Source organism: Bacillus sp. SRB3LM (assembly GCF_015712745.1).
GTDB classification, from domain to species: Bacteria; Bacillota; Bacilli; order Bacillales; family Bacillaceae_G; genus Bacillus_A; species Bacillus_A thuringiensis_K.
Map to the genome: position 1 here is coordinate 139,684 of NZ_VWVQ01000004.1, position 22,264 is coordinate 161,947.

Here is a 22,264-nt window from a genome sequence, read left to right on the forward strand (position 1 = left end):
TTGCTACCATACTGACAAACGAGTCCTTCCATCATTTTCATCTGTAATATATTCTACATAAAATCCTTGATTCACTGCGTTTTCATACATCATTTCAATCTCTTCTTGGTTTTTCGCATAAATTTGTATATACTCACCATCCGCTACTAATACGACTACTTCACACTTACTCTCCTTAAATTCTTCAAATGTTGCAATTTCTCCTAGTGCCTCTCCTTTTGGACATGCTTTTAGATCTAAAAATAAAAGATAATATATGTTATCTTTTATTAGCTTTTTTAATTCTGATCCTTCCATGATCTCGTTATCTTCTGAAAATAATTCTGGACCTAATTCATTCCCTATTATTATATAAGCTTCCTCCCTTCCCATGACTTGCCAATCAAATACAGTAATATCAATTGGCTTTAATACTTTCCAAAGTAAATTATCATATCCATCTAGAATATCTACTGTAATCCCTCTTTTCATATGTCTGCTCCTAACTTATTCATTTTCATTTCATACATTATATATCAAATGTAATTACTATATTTTGTCGATACATATGTACATCATAAAAAACCGCTCCACTACTAGCGAAACGGTTTCCTTCTGCTTACATTTAAATATTTCATTCAATTGTTGCACTACGTTTTAAAATGTTTTCTAATATATGCACCACATTAGCCGTTCATTCTTAATGCTCACTTCGACTTCAGGAAGTAATATAAAAACCATACTGCATGATTTTGTTCATCTTGTATAGCAAACTCTAATCCTTGTAAATACGTATTCGAACAGTTTTCAGTAATTTGTGCTTTCGGCTGCCTGCCAGTTAAGTTCGTATAAATTTGTACAAAGTTGTGGAAATGCTTTATTTCATCATTACGAATTTCAAAAATTTATTTTTGTTCTACTTGATTTGGAGCCATATTCGCTAATTTTGCATAGCAGCTTATAGCGCTATACTCTCCATTTATAGCTTTTTCAATATCACTAATCAACTTATCATTTTGTCTATACCAATCATAATAATTCGAATTATACATCGTATCCCTTCATACTTTCGCTTAACATTTTATGCATTTAGAAATAGTAGGAGCCTATGTATATAACGGGACGGCTTTAGATTGAAAGAAAAGTTTGAGAAAAGGGTCTATTTTGCAAAGGAATTGCTTATTCATAAAGTGAAACTATATTCAGTGGGGATTTTACTACACGACAAATAGCGGATAAAATATCACTATTTTTTTGTACGCTGTTGCTATAAATTCGCGAATGAATCAGGTTTCCAACCAGATGTGGTGTTGAGATGCGAAGCTATTATGAATCCAGTCATATAACTAGGAGGTACCACTATGCCATCTTTATTTAAAACTATGGCCTTCCAGCTGAAAACCGAAAGACTTGAGCTTAGTATGTGGGAGGAATCCGATTCCGTTTGGCTGAGCAAATTAATTGGCGAACGTGGCGTGGACATTCCAGCCGTTGATTCCGTTCGTAACCGGCTCATTGAGATGCGCAAGAAGGCAGACGAAAATGGCATTTCTCTTCTCACTATTCGAAGGCGCAATGAAGGTGATTTCATCGGATACTGTGGCTTAATTATTGGACGTTCCACAATTGAAGAGCCGGAGGTTGCATACGAGTTGTTCCGTAGCGTTCATGGTAAAGGTTATGCGACTGAGGCGGCATCTATTGTACTGGACGCAGCGATTGCTACTGGGCGCCAAAGACTTTGGTCGACTGTAGGTGCTTGGAATATCGCTTCCCTCCGGGTACTAGAAAAGATAGGATTTAAGCGTCATCACAGTACGTGGGATGATGAACGTGGTGAGATTGTTTGGAACGTACGCGATTTTTAGAGATTCCGACTTAATTCTAAACAATACACTTTTCAACAATCAGGCATTTACATTGAGAAAAAATCAAAAACAAGCCGTTTCACTAATTAGTGAAACAGCTTGTTTTTAAGCATTCAATTCTGTTTCATGCCCTTTTACTACACTACGTTTGAGTGCAGTTGCTAATATAGTAACCATACTTACTATACCAATCCAAACGAGTACAGTAACAGGAGTATTCCAACTTAACCCTTTTCCGAAGAAGAAGATTTCTCTTAGGCCTTCAATCATAAATTTCATTGGTAACCATGAGTAAACCCAGTCTTGATAAAACGGAGACAACATCTCAGGTGCTAACGATAATAACGGCGCCCCGAAGAATAGTAATAAAGCGAATAAACCGATCCCTTTTAGCCCAACTAATGAAAGTACCGCAGATATCATTAAGAAGAAACTAAAAGAAGTAATGGATAAGAATAGAGCTGTATCCGTGAAGTTCGAGATATTTAACCCTACCATCCCATCCGCAATCCATGTAAGACCAAACCCAATTACAAGTGTCGCAATAATACTTAACTTCTTATATGGCATCTGCGCATATAGGTGTCATCCAACAATGGTTAAATAATGGACAAAAAGAAACACCTGAGGAGATTGCTCGCTTTTTATCAACAATCGCAGTTCATGGTCCTTTTTATGCGGCTGGTTTAAAGAAATGAGTTGTTGCAAAATAAAAGATCATCCACTATTTATAGCGGATGATCTTTTATTTCATTACAACACTTCAATATACCCTTCTGTTCCATGTACCCGTATTCGTTGCCCATCTTTTATTAATTTCGTAGCATTCTCTACCCCGACAACTGCTGGTAATCCATATTCACGTGCGATAACCGCTCCATGGGTCATCAGCCCGCCGACTTCAGTGACTAATCCTTTTATAGATACAAATAATGGTGTCCAGCCAGGATCAGTAAACGCAGTAACTAATATATCTCCTTCTTCTAAATTCGCTTCTTCCATGTTTAAAATAACGCGAGCTCTTCCCTCAATCACTCCTGAAGAAACAGGCAGGCCTACAATCGCGTCAGCTGGAAGGTTTTCACGTTTATATTTACCTGTAATGATTTCTCCATCAGACGTCATTACACGCGGAGGCGTTAGTTTTTCATATAATTTATAATCATTTTTTTGTTTATGAATAATTTCGTAATCTAGTTTCTTCGTGCGAACAACTTCGTGAAGCTCTTCAAAAGTTAAATAGTAAATATCATCAACTTCATGAATGACACCGCTCTGCACAAGTTGCTCAGCTTCTTTCAATAACGCCTGCTTATATATGAAATAACGATTAATCATACCGTATTTTGGATATTCACGATAGCCAATAAAATTACGGATATTACGAATCATTCGCTTCGTTTCTTCTACTTTTTGTTTACTATCCGGCACGTGCTGCAATCGGTCTAATAATTCTTCTTCTTTTTTCAAAGCTTCTTGCAGTCCTTCTTCAAACTTCCGCTTACTCGCACCATATTCAAAGTCTCTTATATTATTTAATATCATTGGGATAATGGTTGTTGGCTTCTCACTCCAGCGCGTTTTCGTAATGTCGATTTCTCCGCTACATCTCATTCCATATTTATTTAGGAAAGCAATGATTGTATCTCGAGTTTTTTCTCCGCCGTTATACTGAACAAGTTCATCTAAAAAGTTATCCTCTTCTACATGTTGTAAATACGCAATAACTTCTGGATACGGCCGAATCACATCAGCAACATCCATTAATGCTAGCCCCATTTCTGACGTAATATTATTTTGTACCGATTGAGAAAGCGCGTCTGCTACATTCTTTTCGCCTAGCCATTGCTCCATTTTTTCATTAATCCAAGCCGAAGCATTCATACCTGCCATAATGACCGCTATACTTTGCGGGTTAAATAATACTTTCTTTAATTGCTGAATGTCTTCCAAAATAAAATCAAGTACATCCACCCTTGATTTCGTTTGCATGTTTCGCTTTAACTCTTCGATTGATGCTTCACTATTTTTTATTAAATCTGTAACGATTGCTGGATCAATTTCGATTTCTGGTTGCGAACTTACTGGTGGCTTACTTTTACTAGCACTCTTTTCTTTTTCTTCATCCGGTAATAATTTAATAAAATAATCTCGTTCGATTATAGTCGTTAATGCATCTCTTACGAGTGGATCCGATTTCCCTAAAGTGTTTACTAAATAATCTCTGCTAGCAGGTAAAGCTAATTGTTGCGTAGCATCAACAAACAGCCTTCCTCCCGCTTTGCGCATAGGAGCATTAGTCGTTAACAAGAAAAAGGATAAACCTAATGGTTTCATCGCATCGGTCATCATTTGTTGGTGACCAACTGATATATAAACGTGATTTCCCCCATCATTTACTTCTGGAATTGGATATAAAGTCGTAATTGGCCTGCTTTGGACTATATAAAATGTATCATCAACTAAGCACCATTCAATATCTTGCGGACAACCAAAATAAGCTTCGATTTGTCTTCCGATGCGTGCTAGTTGTAAAATCTGTTGTTCAGTAAGTGTTTGAACTTTTTGCTTATTAGGAGTAATTTTCTTTCTCTCTGTTCCGCCTTCTTTTCGTCCATAGATGGCTAATTTTTTCGTTGCGATGACCTTTTCGACGATTTCGTCTTCTATTACCTTATAATTATCTGCAGAAACCAATCCAGATACTAGCGCTTCGCCAAGTCCAAAGCTGGCATCGATTGACAACACCTTCCTATTCGAAGTAATCGGATCCGCAGTAAATAAAATCCCTGAAGCCACAGGGAAAACCATTTTTTGAATGACAACACATATAGAAACTTGATTATGATCAAAACCGTTTTGCATTCGGTATATAACCGCTCGATCTGTAAATAAAGAAGCCCAGCATTTTTTAATATGCTGCAAAATGTTTTCTTTTCCAATAATATTTAAATACGTATCTTGTTGACCAGCAAACGAGGCATACGGTAAATCTTCAGCAGTAGCACTCGAACGCACTGCATACCCATGTTCATCGCCAAAGTGCGAGAGATAATGAGCTACTGATTCCACTACATCAACTGGAATTTCCACCGCCATAATGACTGCTCTAATCTTCTTACTAATTTCACCAATTTCATCTCGTTCCTCAATTTTTAGCATTTTTAATTGATTCAACAAAGTTTGAAATGCTTCATTTTTTCCGATGGCCTGTTCATACCCTACCGTTGTAACACAAAAACCTTCTGGCACTTGTATCCCTTGAATATTGGATAACTCCCCTAAATTCAATCCTTTTCCACCAACGAGAAAAAGCTGTGTTTTTTCTATTTCCTGAAAACCGAGAACGAAAGAACTCATTTGGCACCTCTCCTTACTATTCATGTGTTCTTGATTGTAACAGTAGTAAATGAGAAGAAACAGTCTATTTCGAACTTGATTTACATGATATAATTAAGTTAGGAAGAGATTAGAAAATGCCCCAGTTGCATAATGAAGTAACTGGGGCTCCTTATTTCCGCTCAATTTTAAATTATAATTTATTCACAACTAACTTCAATGTACTTCTGTTTTTCTCCTTTTTTATAACACGCCATTAATTATCACACACAATTCTTACCTCGACAAATAGTATATAACTCGAAATACGCTTTAGTTTAACCTCCTGTGAGCCTTTTCACAGGAGGTTTTATACATACATATATTATTTATAATGAATTAGTTCTCACACTTTCCAAAAAAAGGATGATTGTATTGGAAATGAAAAAACTTCAAGGAATTTATGATGATGTTATTAGTTTAGGGGAAAATTGTTATACCGCTATCCATCTGAAAAAATATAGGCTGCGGAAATATTCAGGTCCTCTAGATTGGTTTGAATCACCGAATCTTTCTTCTATCAACACATTATTGAAAAATAATTTTATAGACTTTATGGATTTAAAAAACATGCACGCAATGCAGGAACAAAATATTGTGTTTAATGATGGTGTGATACAACCTGTTTTTTCTCATATTATAAAAGACACAAAATATAACGTAACATCTTATCATGATTTCCCTGTTATTCCAAATGAAGATTGGTTCATCACATACCATGATTTTAAACAAAAATTAGATCGAAGAATTGATAACTTTTACGAAAAAATTCATCATTCACAATCCATTTTATTTGTTAGATGGGGCGGAAACTTGACTGAAGCACTAGAATTACAAACCGTTTTATCGAATATTGTTAAAAATAATTTTAAGATTCTTTTACTCTATCCAACAGGACTTGAAAATGAAATAAACGAATTAGAATGGGGGCTTGATCATGTTTTCCCTATTCAAGTTTCAAGTAATTATCAAAATAAAAGAACTTGGTATATCCTCTTAAAAGATATACACTTAAACTCAAAATAATAGTAGAAACTACGACTTTACAATCAATATTTTTTGTTTGCACTTTATATAAATTGATATGTCTCCACCTTAATTCTAGGAGTAAATTATTGTTTTTTTAATCCCCCACTCATTCTTTTCTCAAATCCTCCAAAATGGATTTGAGAAATTAGGGAACTATAATGTCGTATTAACATATAGTAAGGGGGATAAAAAGTGGACAATGAGATGAATTATGGAAGTGATTATAAGTTTATTCCAGCAACTTCAATTGAAAGTGGTCATGGCATCGAAGTATTGCCTGATTTATTTTGCTACACGATTCAAATCGTCAACATATGTTTTGTTGGGAATCCGCATACCGATGATTTTGTTTTAGTTGACGCTGGAATGCCTAAATGTGCAAATGAAATTATCTCTATCGCTGAGAATCGATTTGGTACCAATAGTCGCCCAAAAGCAATTATTTTAACTCACGGCCATTTTGATCATGTTGGAGGAATAATTGAACTCATTAAATATTGGGATGTTCCAGTCTATGCCCATCAAATGGAGATACCGTTTTTGACTGGACAACAAAGCTATCCTGAACCAGATCCAACAGTTGAAGGTGGTATGGTAGCGAAAATGTCTCCCCTGTTCCCTAATGAACCGATTGATTTAGGAAATAGCGTAAAAGCACTACCTACCGATGGAACTGTTCCCCATATGCCAGAGTTTAGATGGATTCATACATCAGGGCATACTCCTGGGCATATTTCATTATTCAGAGAGAAAGACCGAACTTTAATTGCTGGGGACGCTTTTGTTACAGTGAAACAGGAGTATCTGTATAAAGTAATAACTCAAGAACAGGAAATAAGCGGACCCCCTCGTTATTTAACAACAGACTGGAAAGCAGCTAAAGAATCAGTCATTAAATTAGAAGAATTAAAGCCTCTAGTCGCTATTACTGGACATGGGATACCAATGTCAGGTGAATTGCTATCAACAAGCCTCAATACACTGGTTCAAGAATTTGATAAAATTGCTACACCTGATTATGGAAAATATGTAGATAAAAACATAAATTAAACAAAAAACTAAAATGTCTCACAAAATCAAAATGTCAAAGAATGTTAAAATATGTGAAAATAATAACCTGAGGCGACCTCTCTATTTTAAGAATGGAACTATCCTTGTTGAATAAAACTCGATATTCCGCAAACACTACCTGTAGTGTAGCCTGCTTCTTACCCAGGTTGTACTTCTTACCATAAAAAAGAGCAGTCATAATAAATAACTGCTCTTTTTACTTTTAACATACTTTTTTAAATTTTGTTCATACCATACTTAATCCATAATACAGTTTAACTACATTTCATTTCAAAGTTTTTAGTTTCAAAAAATCCGATACATCCCATGCCCTTACTACATTATTAACTTTTGTTCTCTTTCTGCTACCCCTAGACCATTGCAAACAAAGTATAAAAATAAGAACAATATCAACGAAATCTCCGCCATAATACATCAGCACGCCCCCAATTTCTGCTTGTTTAGTAACTACACCAGCAGGCGGATGAGCATATATGTATTTTGATAATATCCCATGACCAGCTGATGCAATTATTAAAATAATTGATCGGTACGTATAGCTATACCTATGGGATATTAAATCAACATAAATCATTGATGTGGTAAACAGATATCCTGCAATAAAAACGTGGAAATGTATGAACAAATGAAGAAGTATACTTTCGTGCATCATCGAGTATAAGCTAGTCGTATAGAGAATCCATAGTCCTCCTAAATTAAGTAAGGTTGCGATAATTGGATGAGTAAGAAGTTGTAGAGGCCTACTCTTTAGTATCCTTGAAAGACGTCGTGCTGCTTTCACATTGAGCGTTCGTAAAAAAAGAGTCATTGGAGCGGCTAATGCTATAAAAATTGGAGCAAGCATCCCAAGGAGTAAATGCACAAGCATATGCACTGTGAAATCATTATGAGCACGATGAGCTAAGGGCCCAACAACTGCTATTGCCACACAAATAAGTCCTAAAATCCAGAAGACACTTCGATATAACGGCCATCGTTTGTAATGGCTATTTGATAAAATCGTGGCTACTATATAAATTATTAACATAATTAAAATGAATACGAATAGTAAAATATCCAGTGCATTCCATATTTCATGATGAAGATGGTTATTGTTCATTTAAGCTTTTACCTCTCAATAATCTTTCATCAGTTCTTGTCTGAAAAACTAGCAGAATGCCAATTAAGAGCATTACAGTCGCAATTATATTCCATATTACGTCGTAGATAAGAACATTATCTACGTATCGAATCTGATGTATTTTCATTAGTTTGTGTTGAATTATACCGTCATATAATTGAAATCCACCACTACCAAGCATTAATCCGCTCCACCATCTTTTCAACCAAAATGCATTTCTACGGCGGAGATCAGCAACCATAAACAAGGAACCAATCGTTGCAAACCAACTAAAAGCATGAAAAAGACCATCTGAAATGAGTCCAATATCTGTTGTAGATTTATCATAGAAATGGTGCCAATGTAGCAGTTGATGAAAAATAGTTTCATCTATAAAAGCTACTAACCCTAGCCCAAACAAGATACCTGACCATAGATTACGGGTCAAATAAACAGAAGAGGTTAAATAGCTTGTATTATCGGTTTTGGTAAACATTAAATCCTATCCTTTCCACTAATGTATATTCTTATTTTTCCCAAAAGAAAAACGTGCTAAACATACTTAGTGCCGAAGGAAAATAACATTCAATTAGATGTATCATATAAATACTTATTCTCAAGCGTATTTAATATTTTATTAAAACTCACTAAAAAAGCTTTAAGGAATTCACCATTCTAAAATAGCGCTAGTATAATTTCTTTAATATTTTAGAATGAATCTATATTTTTAGCATTTAATTAATTTATTAACAATGGAAATTATCATATAGTCTTAATTATTTGATCCTCTATAAATAAACTATAGTTTTTCTCTCATGATAATTTCCAAATCTTCATTTTAATATTGCATTTGTATTGCCTTTTGCACATTTTGAACATCATTTTTTAATAGTTGCTTTAAATCATAAGCTGGATAGTAACCACGCTCATACATAAAGTTAAAAACCTGTGCATGTAATTGTATAGCACCATTTATTTGACGGATTAAAACTTCTCTAAGACGAGGCGTTGCAGTTTCAGTAATCGCTATTGCATAATTTCGAACAGATGTCTTTGCTAACCCAAGCAAATCTCCAGCGTAAAATCCAGTGTCATCACGATGTTGCGATTGAAATCCAGGAGCATATGGATAAAACTGTACTAACTCTTGTAAATTGTTTTGGATGGCATTTATAGCTTTAATATATAACGATTGAAGTGCTTGATCAGGTACATTCCTAACTGATTTTTTTAATTTGATTAAACCGTTTGCTTGAAATGCTACTAATTCATGTAACTCCAATGTTTCATGCCAAGCTAGTTGATTAGGATAAGACATAGACGTTCCCCCTTAATATTCATTCATGCTACAATATGCAAAAAAATTCAAAAAGGGCCTATACTACTGAATTCATTTCAATCTAATTCATGGTTACTTTTCATCCTTCTATGTTAATCACAATAAAGTATCCTTAATTCCTCTTCCCTACTTTTTTATATCCTTAATTTTGATTTTCAAAATGACTTCCTCGCCTTTACAATCTATAAATTTAATTTTTTCTTCCTTAAAAATCCCCATCATAATACATCCCTTCTTGTTTCGTTATAAACCATATTAGTTAGAAAATATAAATGTGAACATTGTACCTACATATTCCTTATATATTTTTCAAATTTTATAGCTACTTAAATTTATACGTTATTAAAGATCAACTATTAAAGTAACTACATTGAAGGGGATTCTTCATTAAATCATTTTATTTTTATAGATTAAAAAATAATTATTCTAGCCGTGTTAGTCACCTATTTTTAAATAATTAATAGGTTATATATTATGACTTAGGAGGGATAAAAAGATGACTATGCTTTATGATAAAGACTCTTTACAAAAAAATATTACTAACCTTCCACATTGGCAACAAGAAGCTTTCCGTTCTTTTAAATTAAAAATGACAGATAAAAATAAGCCGTTCCCTTGTATCCCAGCTCAACACGGCTTTACAGCCAATCACCTCCGGTACGGATTCATAGGTGATCCTAGAGATACGAATACTAGCGCTGATTTTGCCACATTACTTAAAGAATATACGGAATGTTCTAGAGACACAGGGCAATACGCTTCACTTATTGTTTTTATTCATACACCAATAGATTTACTGCGAGAAACTACAGTTGAAGATTTTGAACATATTTATTGGTCTCTACTTAATACAACTAGCCGTTTGGACGAAATGGAATGGCCTATGCACATTCCAAATGATCCTATGGAAAACACTTGGGAATTTTGCTTTCATAATGAATCATATTTTGTTTACTGCGCTACACCTGCCCATGTCAATAGACAAAGTAGACATTTTTCATGTATGATGCTTGCTTTAACTCCTAGGTGGGTTTTACAGGGAATTATGAATTCTGAGAAACGCAGTAGAAAGCTAAAAAACTTAATACGTCAACGTCTAGCCGCTTATGACAAAGCTCCTATTCACCCTTCTCTTAAAGATTATGGTGAAAAAGATAATTATGAATGGCAACAATATTTTTTACGTGATGATGAAACAATTCCATCCAAGTGTCCCTTTTCTCGAATAATAAAATACTTGCATAAAAATAAGTAACCCACTCCACTTTTTATTATTTAGTTGTACAAACTTTAACCACTGAATAGATTTAATATAGATCAAATTTAGTGGGAGGAGCATATCATACGTGGGCATATTTTTAAGCTATGTTTTCTTAGGTTTATCATTATCTGCTCCAATGGGGCCTATTAATGCTGCACAGTTAGAAAAAGGTATTAGGAGTGGGTTTTTTCACGCTTGGATTCTTGGCATAGGAGCCTTACTTGCAGATGTCATCTACATGGCACTTATTTATTTAGGTGTCATTCATTTCCTCGAAAAAGATATTATAAAACTTTTCTTATGGTCTTTCGGCGCTTTTGTTTTAATCTATACAGGTATCGAAAGTTTAAAAAATGCAAATCAAATTAGCATTAGTAATACGAGAAATGATGATTCAGTTATTAAAAGCTTTTTTTCTGGTTTTTTTATGTCCTTATCTAATCCATTAACAATTCTATTTTGGCTTGGAATTTTCGGCTCTATATTAGCAAAAGCCGCTTCTTCCTATAATAAAGAGCAGCTTTTGTTATATAGTTTCGGGATTATTTTAGGCATTTTTATTTGGGATATTACGATGGCAAGTACATCTAGTATATTTCGTAAAATTTTGAATACACGTATATTGTCTCTTATAACAGTAGTATCTGGAATATCACTTATTATTTATGGATTATATTTTGGTTTTCAAACTTACCAAATCATTTTTCAATAACTTCTATTATTTAGTTCTGACATACTATTCATGGTGTGAAAAGAAAGATACTTCATATAGCTGGATTCCTTTTTCGTGAGACAAAATGAACAATTATAGTAACAATAATAACTATTCCTAAAAACAACAAGCTCACTAAGAAACCAAAACGCGTTGTTTTTTGTAATAGTGTTCCACTAACAGCTAGTGCAATCATAATAAGACCAATAATACTTTTTATCTGCATCCACCCTTTTGGATTCATTAGTCTCCAAAAGGAAAGAAGAATTAAACTCCATGTATACAACAACATTAATCCAGCTGCAGTTGTTACATATTCATATATATTTTTTGGTAGTAATAAAGCGCTAAGGATAGAAGCACCAAGCCCCATTATGATAAGAATTAAAGCTGGAAAAGAGATATTCTTCTTGTTTTTTTTCGCAAACATCGCAGGTGCATCACCCTCTTCAGCTAAGTTCATTAATACACTTGTCACTGCAAATAATGAACCAACTAACGTTGAAAAGCCCGCTAAAATTAATACTACATTTAAAATAAATGGCACATACGGTAAATTATAGTCTTGTAACGCTATTACAAAAGGACTTTCTTTCGTATTAAACTGATTTAACGGAACCATCATAATTGCCAACCCTAAAGAGACTACGTAAATAATCGTTAAAATCATTAACATTACTCTTCCTGACTTTTGTGCATCTTTAGGGTCTTTCAGTCTTATTGTCATTAATCCCATAATTTCGATTCCTCCAAATGCATAAAATGCATAAATTAGAGAGGACCAAGTGCCTTTTAATCCATTTGGGAACCAGTCTTTAAAATTACGCGGGATTTGTGCCTTATATAAACCACCCTTTATAAATCCTAAAATAACTAAAATGGCAATTACAATAAACCCCACAATAGCAACGATTTTTATAATAGCCATCCATTTTTCTAAACGTTCGAATATCTTTACCCCTATAAAAATAATTAATATAGCCGCTACTCCATATACAGCAGCAAATATCCATAGTGGTATTTTAGGGAACCAGTAACGTGAAAAGATTCCTAACGCACTTAACTGGCTGCCCATAATAAGCAACTCCGAACACCAATATGTCCATCCGTGACTAAAACCCGCCCAATTTCCAAAAGCTTTTCTTGAATAAATGCGAAACGATCCTTTTTGCGGATCTTCCACAGCCATTTTTGCCAATGCTTCAAATACAATATATGTAGTGAATCCAGTTAAAATCAAAATAAGAATAATTGAAGATCCACCTATTTTAATCCCTATACTGGATCCTAAAAAAAAGCCCGTTCCTATCGTACAACCAATTCCAATAAGTGAGAGTTGCCACCATTTTAAATCTTTTTTTTCTTTCGTTTTGTTCTTAACATCATGACAGGTCATATTACGATTCTCCTTTATTCATTTTGAGAATGTCCCTCATGATTACTTAAGTACTTTTCAGCAAGCTTTTCAACAACATCAACGACATCATGTGCCTTTATTTTATGGTTTGCTACTCTCTCACTTCCTACAGAAATCTCAACTGTAAATAACGCTTCATATTTCATTTTTTCTGCCCCTTTCGCATCAAATATAACCTCTTATCTTTTATCCTTTTATTTCACAAAAAATTCATTATGTATTTAAAACCTCGAGAGTCTAAAAGTTAAACAAATAAAAATGTATGAGAAAGGAGAGACGGCATGCCTCTCCTTTATATCCATTTCATATATAAAATTAACGAGTAACGCCACCGCCAAGTTGTTGCTCAGCTAATGATACAAGACGTTTCGTAATTTCACCACCAACAGATCCGTTTGCACGAGCTGTTGCATCTGCACCAAGTTGTACGCCAAATTCTTGAGCAATTTCATATTTCATTTGATCAAGAGCTTGTTCAGCGCCACGTACTAATAATTGATTGCTGCTTCCACTGTTATTGTTTGACATGTTCATTCACCTCCTTCTTTCTTTAATATGTTAAATTACATGCTAAAATATATAGCTAATTAATTGGTAATTACGACCGTGAATTCAAAGGTATAATTGATGCCCTTTAAGCCCAACATAATAGTGTATAGGAGAACGAAATACAATATACGTGCCATGGGATATTATAAATAGGCCTCCATCAGAAAATGAAACGGGTTACGCTATATAAAAGCATAACCCGTTTCTAATGAAATATTTTATTCCATATACGTTTAAACAATGGAGGAAAATGATGAAACATATTGTTGCTTTATTAATTAAATACACAGCGATAACTGCAGTATTACTTATCGTACTCAGTATCTTTCAAGGCATTTCCATTCCTAGAGTATTACTCATTTCTCTTTTCTTAACAGGAGCTGCCTATTTAATCGGCGATCTCTTCATTTTACCTAAATACGGAAATACGATTGCTACAATGGCAGATTTCGGCTTAAGCTTCTTCGGAATTTGGCTTTTAACATACTTGTTTACTAATTTAGATGCTACTCGTAATATTGGACTTTCTTCATTCTTAGCCGCTTTAATTATTGGCGGAATAGAGGTTTTCTTCCACATTTATATGAAGAGGTTAGTACTGCGTAACGACGATGAATTAAGAAATCACAATCATATTCATCATGATAAATATGCTATGGAAATGTCAGATGAATATATGGATTCTTCTACAATAAATAAATCCAAAGTTGAGGATACATCTAAAAAATAAAAAAGTGGCCAATGCCACTTTTTTATTTTTGTTTATTAAGCTTGATCAGAGTTTTTCACATGTAATGGAGGTGGAACTACCCACCCTTTTTTCTTACTTAAACGTAGCAAAGTTACACCTGCTTGTGCTTTTTTCATATGAAATTGTCCGAATAGCATCCCTACATCTTCTCGAAGACATTTTCCCATCACTTGACTACATGTCACAAGTCCAGCTGCTAATCCTGTAGAAACCGCTGCTGCAATTTCTGCATCATTAATACGTGCTCCAGGAGGAATGTCTTCAATAGATGCAACTGGTCGTTCTGGCGGAGCTGGCGGTAAAGCTACGCCATTAACTTTTAAAAGAGTTTTTAACTCTTCTATTTCTGAATTCATATCATTTTCAATTAAGCTTTCTAAAAACTTCTTCAAATCTTCGTCACCTGTATGATTCATAAATACTTGATGGCTTGCGATTCCACCTTGTGCGGCTAGAAGATAACTCCAAATATCAAATACTTCTCCGTAATGTAACGGTTCATTTTGAGGGTTTCCACTTAAAATACCCATTTTTAAATTCCTCCCTTTCGAAAATATCATAATCAATATTGATTTCAATATTGAAATCAAATTTTTAAGTATGCTTTTTCCTGCAAAAGCTTTTCTACTATGCATGGAAAACACCTTTCCAACACTGCGTGTTTATTGTTTAGGAAAGTAGTTTACAAATTAAATACCCAAAGATTATGAAAGAAGATTATCAATAATCTTTGAGTGAGAATCCATTTACTATAAGGGTTTTTATTTTTATACATATACAAAAGAAATTGATTTACATATTCGCTATATTTTATACGAATTCTCTTAGCGGTTAGCTCTACCACCAAGTTGTTGTTCAGCCATTGCAACTAAACGTTTTGTAATTTCACCACCAACAGATCCGTTTGAACGAGCTGTTGTATCTGCACCAAGTTGTACACCAAACTCTTGTGCAATTTCATATTTCATTTGATCAAGAGCCTGTTCAGCGCCTCGAACTAATAATTCATTACGATTTCCACTATTATTGTTTGCCATATTATTTCACCTCCGATGTTTTTAATATGCGACAAATTATGAAATAATAATTATCCTTTTTATGGAAATTAGATTATGAATAATTATTGAGTTTCTTCTTAAAATAGGGCAAAAGATATAAGAAAGAAGAGTTGCTATAACATACTTTCATAACAACACTATGTACAGGTTTCTCTTTACTAAAAATTTATATTTTATCAGGAGATACATATAAAGTGAAATTTTAATCAGTGGGGTTTTGTTCATCCCCGGGTGATTATCAGCCCTCATCAATCGGGCTTTTACGGGCAGCCGGCAAATAGCGAGATAAATTATGAAAAATGATTCCTAAGGAGATATGAGATGAAAGCTGTAACCTATCAAGGACCAAACCAAGTACAAGTTAAACAGGTTGATGATGCAAAGTTAGAGAAAAAAGATGATATTATTGTAAAAATTACTTCAACTGCTATTTGCGGTTCTGATTTACATTTATATCAGGGCAACATGCCTTTACCTCCAGGTTACATTATTGGTCATGAGCCAATGGGCATTGTTGAAGAAGTTGGTCCAGATGTTACTAAAGTGAAAAAAGGAGATCGTGTTGTCATCCCCTTCAACGTTTCTTGTGGACATTGTTTTTATTGCCAACATGAAATGGAAAGCCAATGTGATAACTCCAATCCTCATTATGATTCTGGTGGATACTTTGGTTATACAGAGAAATTTGGTAACCATCCAGGTGGACAAGCAGAATATTTAAAAGTTCCTTTTGGAAATTTCACTCCATTTGTTATACCAGAATCATGCGAACTTGAAGATGAATCTTTACTGTTTTTATCCGATGTTTTGCCAACAGCCTATTGGAGTGTAATAAACGCTGGTGTTAAGCCAGGTGATACTGTTATCGTCCTTGGTTGCGGGCCTGTTGGATTAATGACACAAAAATTTGCTTGGATGCAAGGTGCTAAGCGTGTAATCGCAGTCGATTACTTAGATTATCGTATAAATTATGCAAAAAAGATTAACAATGTTGAGGTATTTGAGTTTACAAAATTCCCCGATATGGGAGAACATTTAAAGGAAATCACACATGGCGGTGCCGATGTAGTCATTGATTGCGTGGGCATGGATGGAAAAAAATCGCCACTAGAATTTCTAGAACAAAAATTAAAATTACAAGGCGGAACTCTCGGCCCTATTCAAATCGCTACGAAAGCCATAAGAAAATATGGAACGGTTCAAATGACTGGCGTTTATGGTGGCAATTATAATGCATTTCCACTCGGAGCATTTTGGGTTAGAAATATTAACCTTAAAATGGGACAAGCACCTGTTATTCATTTTATGCCGGAACTATTTGAAAAAATAATAAACAAAGAATTCGATCCAAAAGAGATTATTACACACAAAATCCCCCTTGAAGAAGCGAGCTATGGTTATCAAATTTTTAATAATCGTGAAGATGATTGTATAAAAGTCATTTTAAAACCTTGAAGATACAATTTATTATTCTTAATAAAAAGATAAGATTACACTCCGTAATCTTATCTTTTTTATTAAATTGTAAGTAGCTATTCCCCCATTTTCATCTCATATCGAAAATAGTTATTTCCAAAAGAATTTGCATTTTGAGATCATGATTTATTGGTAAAAAAATGAATTTGAGTATTAAGTAACCAATTAGCGGACACGATAACAATGTTAACTAACTTAAAAGAGGTGTACTTCATGTTTTATTATAAAGAAGAACTGATTAATATTATCAAGCCGGACAAGCCAGATCCAGCTGCCGCAAAAGTTTTACAAGAAATATTAGGTGGGCATTATGGCGAAATGCGTACAATGATGCAATACTTCTTCCAAAGCTCAAATTTTAGAGGTAAAGAGAAGCAATATCGCGATTTACTTCGAGGTGTTTTTTTAGAGGAAATAAGCCATGTAGAACTTGTACAACATACAATTAATCAACTATTAACTGGATGGATCTGGTGAACCTACGCCAGGAAATGCTGGTGTTGACAACGCACCACTTGATGAAGCGGTTAAACATGCAAATCCTCACCACTTTATTGTAGGTGCTCAAAGTTCATTGCCTGTTGATGCAGCTGGCAACCCATGGAATGGATCTTGGGTATATAGTCATGGGAATTTAATTAGCGATTTATTAGATAACGTAGTACTTGAATCTACAGGTGTACTTCAAAAAACTCGAATTTATGAAATGAGTTCCAATCAAACTTTTAGAGAAACACTTGCATTTTTAATTGTACGTGATAATGCTCATCAAAATGCTTTCGCAAAAGCTTTAGAGACATTGGGTGTTGAATGGGGGAAACTCTTCCCTGTGCCGAACTATGATATTAATAAATACCCAGAGTGCAGAAAGTATGTAGACATGGGATTCCATAACGCACAATTTAATTTTAGCTTAGATCCAACAAGAATAGGAGAAATATTCCAAGGTGAATCACCAAGTAGAAACAAAGGAACATTAGCAGTAACTGACCCGCCAAAAGGTTTTCCTGTACCAGAACTTCCTGAAATGCCAAATGAGCATAGTCCTGGATTAAAAGATATGGGTCTTTGAGATAACTGTAACCAACTATTAATGAATAGTTGGTTACAAACCTTTACATAGATTCAAGTAAATTTGTTTTAAGAGGAGGATATTCATTTGAGTATAATAAATGATAAACTATCTATTTTTGCTTTAGGTGGCGTTAATGAAATTGGTAAAAACATGTATGTCATACAATATTCAGATGACATTGTAATCATTGATTGTGGTTCTAAGTTTCCTGACGAGAGTTTATTAGGCATAGATTTAATAATACCTGATGTTACATATTTACAAGAAAATAAAGATAAAATTCGAGGTTTAATTGTTACACATGGACACGAAGATCACATTGGAGGTATTCCGTATTTTTTAAAACAATTGAATGTACCAATTTACGCAACAAAATTAACCTTAGGCTTAATCGGCATTAAATTAAAAGAACATAAACTTCAAGATTCGACACAGTTAATTGTTATTGACTCTAAGTCTTTAATTGAATTCGGACAGATAAACCTATCTTTTTTCAAAACAAATCATAGTATTCCCGATTGCCTCGGGATTGCTTTTCATACACCAGAAGGTACAGTAGTCCATACAGGTGATTTTAAATTTGATTTGACTCCCATAAACAATCAATATCCAGACATTCACAAAATGGCTAATATCGGAAGTAACGGAGTTTTAGCTCTCCTCTCAGAAAGTACGAATGCCGAACGTTCTGGATTTACTCCATCAGAACGATTAGTAGGCGAAAAAATTGAAGAAGCCTTTGTAAAGGCTCACAGCAAAGTTATTATATCTACCTTTGCTTCTAATGTGAATCGTGTACAGCAAATAGTAGATGCCGCTTTAAAAACAAATAGAAAGCTTGCCCTCCTCGGAAGAAGTATGGTGAACGTAGTTTCTGTCGCCTTAGAACAAGGCTATTTGAATATACCTGAAGGCATGTTAATCGAAGCAAATGAGATTAATCAAATGGAACCCGAAAAAGTCGCTATACTTTGCACTGGTAGTCAAGGTGAACCTATGGCTGCTCTGTCCCGATTATCTAGTGGCAACTATCGACAAGTTGATATTTTACCAGGTGACACAGTCATTTTGTCTGCATCCCCCATACCAGGAAATGAGCGTAATGTTTCACGTATTATAGATAACTTATATCTATTAGGAGCAAATGTTATTTATGGATCTGGAAGTTCAACAGGAATGCACGTTTCTGGACATGCATATCAAGAGGAATTAAAATTGATGCTTACTTTAATGAAACCTAAATATTTCATTCCCATACACGGTGAATTTAGAATGTTACATCATCACCGTCAATTGGCAGAATCTGTTGGTGTCAAGAAAGATAATATTTATGTTATCGGCAATGGAGATGTTGTTGATATTAAAAATCAAACTGCTATGCAAACAAGACGTATAACTGCGGGTAATATATATGTAGATGGCTTAGGTATTGGAGATGTTGGAAACGCCTTATTGCGCGATCGCAAACAACTTTCTGAAGATGGTATGCTTGTAATAGTTATAACCTTGAGTAAAACAGAAGAGAAAATAATTTCTGGCCCTGATACAATTTCTCGTGGGTTTGTATATGTTCGGGACTCAGAAGATTTCTTAAATAAAATTAATCAATTAGTTGTAGAAACTGTCAACAGATTACAAAAAGCACATATTAATCAATGGAATGTTCTAAAAAGAGAAATACGAGAATCACTTGGTCACTTTATATACTCACATACAAAAAGAAAACCAATGATCCTCCCTATTATAATTGAAGTGTAAAATGCTTATTTTCTTTAGTCATTAAGTCTTTTCTTAATTATATCTATTAGTATCTAAAACGGCTTTTTCTAAATAAATATCGCACCCTCTAACAACTGATATGCATAATTTTAAGAAACCCTATAACTGCTGTTAATGTTAATGCTAATTCTATTGTTAACGGGGGGTGTTTCCCCACATTCTTTCATCTAAAATGCAACTATCGTCAATGGTAATAAAGGGTATCTTATTTTTAGTATAAGCCTAATACTGTAACTGACCTTTCTATGCAGTAGGCTAAAAAAATACGCCTGCTGCATAGAAATATACTTTAATCAATCTCAATTACATCAAAAAACTTAAAAGTGCGCTTATTACAAAAAGCATCCGTACAAGTGATCGTCTCCATTAATGGATTAATATCCACTACTGTTATGTAATTTTTATATAAATAACCATCTTTATAATATGTAAGTAAAACCTCTTCCTCACCTAAAAATGAAATTAATAGCTTATTTTCAATCATTTGTTTTGCATCTTGCATTACAGTTGGACGCGAGGCTTTCGTTTGCTCCTTTACCATTTCTTTAATAACTGCGAACTGCTCCGGCATACTGGCAAACGGTTGCCACTTTACCATACCTCTTCCTTTTGGCATATTAACATTCTTCACGATTTGTGCCCTCCTAATAATGTATTTCTATATCTTGCTGTTGCGACGCTTGTGTAAGAAACACCTCGTAAAATACTATTCTTACCAAATCGTGTTCGAATTTCGTCCATAACTTTCGTTAATCGTATTTCTTTTTCTCTTTGTATAATGTTATCGAAAAGCGAAATTTGCTCTTCCCCTTCATTAATAAGGTTTGTTAATGAAACACTTACTGATCGAATCGGCTCTCCTGTATGGCGTTCATATAAAAAATATGTACAAACATTATAAATATCCATCGTTAAGTTTGTTGCTCTATTTAACGTATGTACCTTTTTTATTCCCTCACCGCATTCCTTACTATATCCAACTGAAAAATGAATTGTTTGCGCGCATTTCTTTTCTCGTCTCAACCTATAACAAACCTCTTCTATATGCTCTAATAAAATAACTATGAACTCTTCTATCGAATAATTACGCAATAATATTTGGCTTTTCGCTATAGATGTTGTTGCTGGAACGTATTTTTCTGCTATTCTACTAAAATCAATTCCGTTACTATGTAGATGTAATTCTTCTCCTATTACACCGAATGATTGCTTTAAATATTTCAAAGGATACTGAGCTAATTCTCCAATGGTATGTATACCTTTTCGATTCAATTTCATCTCTGTTTTATACGATATACCCCAAAATTTACTGAGCGGTCTAATACTCCATAACTTCTCGGGTATATCGTCATACGTCCACTGCGCTATTCCATCCCTATTCTTCTTCGCTTCTACATCCATCGCTACTTTACTTAATAATAAATTAGGCCCTATACCAATCGTACTTTCAATCCTTGTACGTTCATATATTTCTCGCTTGAACTTTAATGCGAATTCGCGCGGATTACTGGCAAACAAATGAATACTTGCAGTCATATCCATAAAAAATTCATCGATACTATATTGATGAAAATCTTCCGGCGCGACATACTGCAAAGCCAAACCCGTTATGAAAGTTGAACATTTCATATACGTATGCATAATTGGATTCACAATAATAATATCTGGTCGCTTCGGTATTTCGTACAAACGAGCCATCTTCTTTATTCCTAACGCTTTTAATGGCGGTGTTGCTGCTAATACAATTGATCCGCTCTGATTCACATCCCCTACGACAGCCAATTTTGTATATCTTGGATCAAGTCCTTTTTTAATACATGATACGCTTGCATAAAAGCTACGAAGGTCTACACAAAGAATAATACGATTCGGTAAAAGAGAATAATCATACAAGGTTATCACTCCCAACAAAAGAACATTCGTTCTTATTATATACGAACTTACGTTCTTTTCAAAGGTATTTCTATGAAAATTTTGGTTAAAATGACCGGGCTTTAAAAATCTAAAAAATACTTAAGAGCCCTACAATATTCAAATACCATTTTCACCATTAGGGGATGGCACTGTATTTAGTTCTAAAAAAATCTCACTTAATGCATACTCGGTAATATATATAATAATAAGAATAATATCTATGCACTATCAATCACGGTGGGAAAAACTATGCATACAAAACAGCTAGAATTTCAAGTAACTCATGAACATAAAAACTACTAAAATTCACTTCAGCCTTCATGTCTCTAATTCATATATTCTTCTAAATTTATTCTCAGCAAAACCTCCTACATAACGCCTGTGCCAAGATTCATCTGCATAACTAGTTACATTCTCCTTTTTTCTATTATTAATAGCTTAGTAATAATGGCTGTTAAACAGCAAAAGTGCGAAGTCATAAATTAGACTTCGCACCTTATACAAATTTA

20 protein-coding genes and 4 pseudogenes are annotated in these 22,264 nt (G+C 34.2%); 10 read left to right on the forward strand and 14 right to left on the reverse strand.

Features of this window, described 5'->3' with window-relative positions; all coding sequences use genetic code 11:
- Nucleotides 1–3 precede the first annotated feature (3 nt).
- Complete coding sequence (locus tag F3I02_RS02295; RefSeq protein WP_196477525.1) at nt 4–471, reverse strand: DUF2691 family protein; 468 nt, start codon at nt 469–471, stop codon at nt 4–6.
- Nucleotides 472–686: 215 nt separating this feature from the next.
- A pseudogene (locus F3I02_RS02300) lies at nt 687–1,031 on the reverse strand (ferritin-like domain-containing protein).
- A gap of 309 nt (nt 1,032–1,340) precedes the next feature.
- On the opposite strand from F3I02_RS02300, the gene F3I02_RS02305 reads away from it, so the two are divergent.
- The gene (locus F3I02_RS02305) at nt 1,341–1,847 is read left to right on the forward strand and encodes a GNAT family N-acetyltransferase (RefSeq protein WP_001139525.1); all 507 of its coding nucleotides are present in this window, start codon (nt 1,341–1,343) and stop codon (nt 1,845–1,847) included.
- Nucleotides 1,848–1,952: 105 nt separating this feature from the next.
- Here F3I02_RS02305 and F3I02_RS02310 read toward each other — a convergent pair.
- A pseudogene (locus F3I02_RS02310) lies at nt 1,953–2,393 on the reverse strand (ABC-2 transporter permease); the annotation flags it as partial.
- A gap of 2 nt (nt 2,394–2,395) precedes the next feature.
- Here F3I02_RS02310 and F3I02_RS02315 point away from each other — a divergent pair.
- Nucleotides 2,396–2,545, forward strand: a pseudogene (locus tag F3I02_RS02315) (TetR-like C-terminal domain-containing protein); the annotation flags it as partial.
- A gap of 55 nt (nt 2,546–2,600) precedes the next feature.
- Here F3I02_RS02315 and ppsA read toward each other — a convergent pair.
- The gene (ppsA, locus tag F3I02_RS02320; RefSeq protein ID WP_196477526.1) at nt 2,601–5,207 is read right to left on the reverse strand and encodes a phosphoenolpyruvate synthase; all 2,607 of its coding nucleotides are present in this window, start codon (nt 5,205–5,207) and stop codon (nt 2,601–2,603) included.
- 384 nt (nt 5,208–5,591) lie between these two features.
- Here ppsA and F3I02_RS02325 point away from each other — a divergent pair, with 384 nt between their 5' ends.
- Both F3I02_RS02325 and F3I02_RS02330 read left to right on the forward strand, forming a co-directional pair.
- Nucleotides 5,592–6,251 (forward strand): DUF1796 family putative cysteine peptidase, encoded by a 660-nt coding sequence (locus F3I02_RS02325; protein WP_003301681.1) that lies wholly within the window; start codon nt 5,592–5,594, stop codon nt 6,249–6,251.
- A 195-nt stretch (nt 6,252–6,446) separates the two neighbouring features.
- Entirely contained in the window at nt 6,447–7,304 is an 858-nt protein-coding gene (locus F3I02_RS02330) for an MBL fold metallo-hydrolase (RefSeq protein ID WP_000368279.1), read from the forward strand.
- Nucleotides 7,305–7,590: 286 nt separating this feature from the next.
- On the opposite strand, the gene F3I02_RS02335 is transcribed toward F3I02_RS02330, so the two are convergent.
- The 3 genes from F3I02_RS02335 to cotF all read right to left on the reverse strand — a co-directional run bounded on the left by F3I02_RS02335 (nt 7,591) and on the right by cotF (nt 9,742).
- Nucleotides 7,591–8,424: a cytochrome c oxidase assembly protein gene (locus F3I02_RS02335; protein ID WP_001063498.1), complete on the reverse strand. Its 834-nt coding sequence runs from the start codon at nt 8,422–8,424 to the stop codon at nt 7,591–7,593.
- A complete protein-coding gene (locus F3I02_RS02340; RefSeq protein WP_000494506.1) occupies nt 8,414–8,920 on the reverse strand; it encodes a DUF2243 domain-containing protein in 507 nt (168 codons plus the stop codon). Before F3I02_RS02340 ends, F3I02_RS02335 begins: the two co-directional genes overlap by 11 nt.
- Nucleotides 8,921–9,262: 342 nt before the next feature.
- Nucleotides 9,263–9,742: a spore coat protein CotF gene (gene cotF, locus F3I02_RS02345; RefSeq protein WP_000121386.1), complete on the reverse strand. Its 480-nt coding sequence runs from the start codon at nt 9,740–9,742 to the stop codon at nt 9,263–9,265.
- Nucleotides 9,743–10,259: 517 nt separating this feature from the next.
- On the opposite strand from cotF, the gene F3I02_RS02350 reads away from it, so the two are divergent.
- On the forward strand, nt 10,260–11,018 hold the full coding sequence (locus F3I02_RS02350) for a YqcI/YcgG family protein (protein ID WP_000178273.1): 759 nt from the start codon (nt 10,260–10,262) through the stop codon (nt 11,016–11,018).
- 91 nt (nt 11,019–11,109) lie between these two features.
- A complete protein-coding gene (locus F3I02_RS02355) occupies nt 11,110–11,736 on the forward strand; it encodes a LysE family transporter (RefSeq protein ID WP_000510852.1) in 627 nt (208 codons plus the stop codon).
- Nucleotides 11,737–11,788: 52 nt separating this feature from the next.
- Here the strand turns inward: F3I02_RS02355 and F3I02_RS02360 are convergent, their stop codons facing one another.
- The 3 genes from F3I02_RS02360 to F3I02_RS02370 all read right to left on the reverse strand — a co-directional run bounded on the left by F3I02_RS02360 (nt 11,789) and on the right by F3I02_RS02370 (nt 13,681).
- Nucleotides 11,789–13,132 (reverse strand): amino acid permease, encoded by a 1,344-nt coding sequence (locus tag F3I02_RS02360; protein ID WP_000128225.1) that lies wholly within the window; start codon nt 13,130–13,132, stop codon nt 11,789–11,791.
- A 14-nt stretch (nt 13,133–13,146) separates the two neighbouring features.
- Nucleotides 13,147–13,299 (reverse strand): hypothetical protein, encoded by a 153-nt coding sequence (locus F3I02_RS02365; RefSeq protein ID WP_000872954.1) that lies wholly within the window; start codon nt 13,297–13,299, stop codon nt 13,147–13,149.
- 169 nt (nt 13,300–13,468) lie between these two features.
- Nucleotides 13,469–13,681, reverse strand: a complete 213-nt coding sequence (locus F3I02_RS02370) for an alpha/beta-type small acid-soluble spore protein (RefSeq protein WP_000069660.1) — start codon at nt 13,679–13,681, stop codon at nt 13,469–13,471.
- A 274-nt stretch (nt 13,682–13,955) separates the two neighbouring features.
- Between F3I02_RS02370 and F3I02_RS02375 the strand changes: the two genes are divergently transcribed.
- Complete coding sequence (locus tag F3I02_RS02375; protein ID WP_000680682.1) at nt 13,956–14,432, forward strand: YndM family protein; 477 nt, start codon at nt 13,956–13,958, stop codon at nt 14,430–14,432.
- A 35-nt stretch (nt 14,433–14,467) separates the two neighbouring features.
- Here F3I02_RS02375 and F3I02_RS02380 read toward each other — a convergent pair whose 3' ends face one another.
- The gene (locus tag F3I02_RS02380; protein WP_000512139.1) at nt 14,468–14,983 is read right to left on the reverse strand and encodes a DUF3231 family protein; all 516 of its coding nucleotides are present in this window, start codon (nt 14,981–14,983) and stop codon (nt 14,468–14,470) included.
- 294 nt (nt 14,984–15,277) lie between these two features.
- Nucleotides 15,278–15,490, reverse strand: a complete 213-nt coding sequence (gene sasP, locus F3I02_RS02385; protein ID WP_000002833.1) for a small acid-soluble spore protein, SasP family — start codon at nt 15,488–15,490, stop codon at nt 15,278–15,280.
- Between the two features lie 342 nt (nt 15,491–15,832).
- On the opposite strand from sasP, the gene F3I02_RS02390 reads away from it, so the two are divergent.
- From F3I02_RS02390 to F3I02_RS02400, 3 genes and pseudogenes are all read left to right on the forward strand, one after another.
- Nucleotides 15,833–16,966 (forward strand): zinc-dependent alcohol dehydrogenase, encoded by a 1,134-nt coding sequence (locus F3I02_RS02390; protein WP_196477527.1) that lies wholly within the window; start codon nt 15,833–15,835, stop codon nt 16,964–16,966.
- A gap of 234 nt (nt 16,967–17,200) precedes the next feature.
- Nucleotides 17,201–18,059 (forward strand): annotated as a pseudogene (locus F3I02_RS02395) (manganese catalase family protein).
- 87 nt (nt 18,060–18,146) lie between these two features.
- A complete protein-coding gene (locus tag F3I02_RS02400) occupies nt 18,147–19,820 on the forward strand; it encodes a ribonuclease J (RefSeq protein WP_196477528.1) in 1,674 nt (557 codons plus the stop codon).
- A gap of 310 nt (nt 19,821–20,130) precedes the next feature.
- Here F3I02_RS02400 and F3I02_RS02405 read toward each other — a convergent pair whose 3' ends face one another.
- Both F3I02_RS02405 and F3I02_RS02410 read right to left on the reverse strand, forming a co-directional pair.
- Entirely contained in the window at nt 20,131–20,472 is a 342-nt protein-coding gene (locus tag F3I02_RS02405) for a YolD-like family protein (protein ID WP_196477529.1), read from the reverse strand.
- Nucleotides 20,469–21,734, reverse strand: coding sequence for a Y-family DNA polymerase (locus F3I02_RS02410; protein ID WP_196477530.1), 1,266 nt, complete (start codon nt 21,732–21,734; stop codon nt 20,469–20,471). The genes F3I02_RS02405 and F3I02_RS02410 overlap by 4 nt, the downstream gene beginning before the upstream one ends.
- Nucleotides 21,735–22,264: the final 530 nt, after the last annotated feature.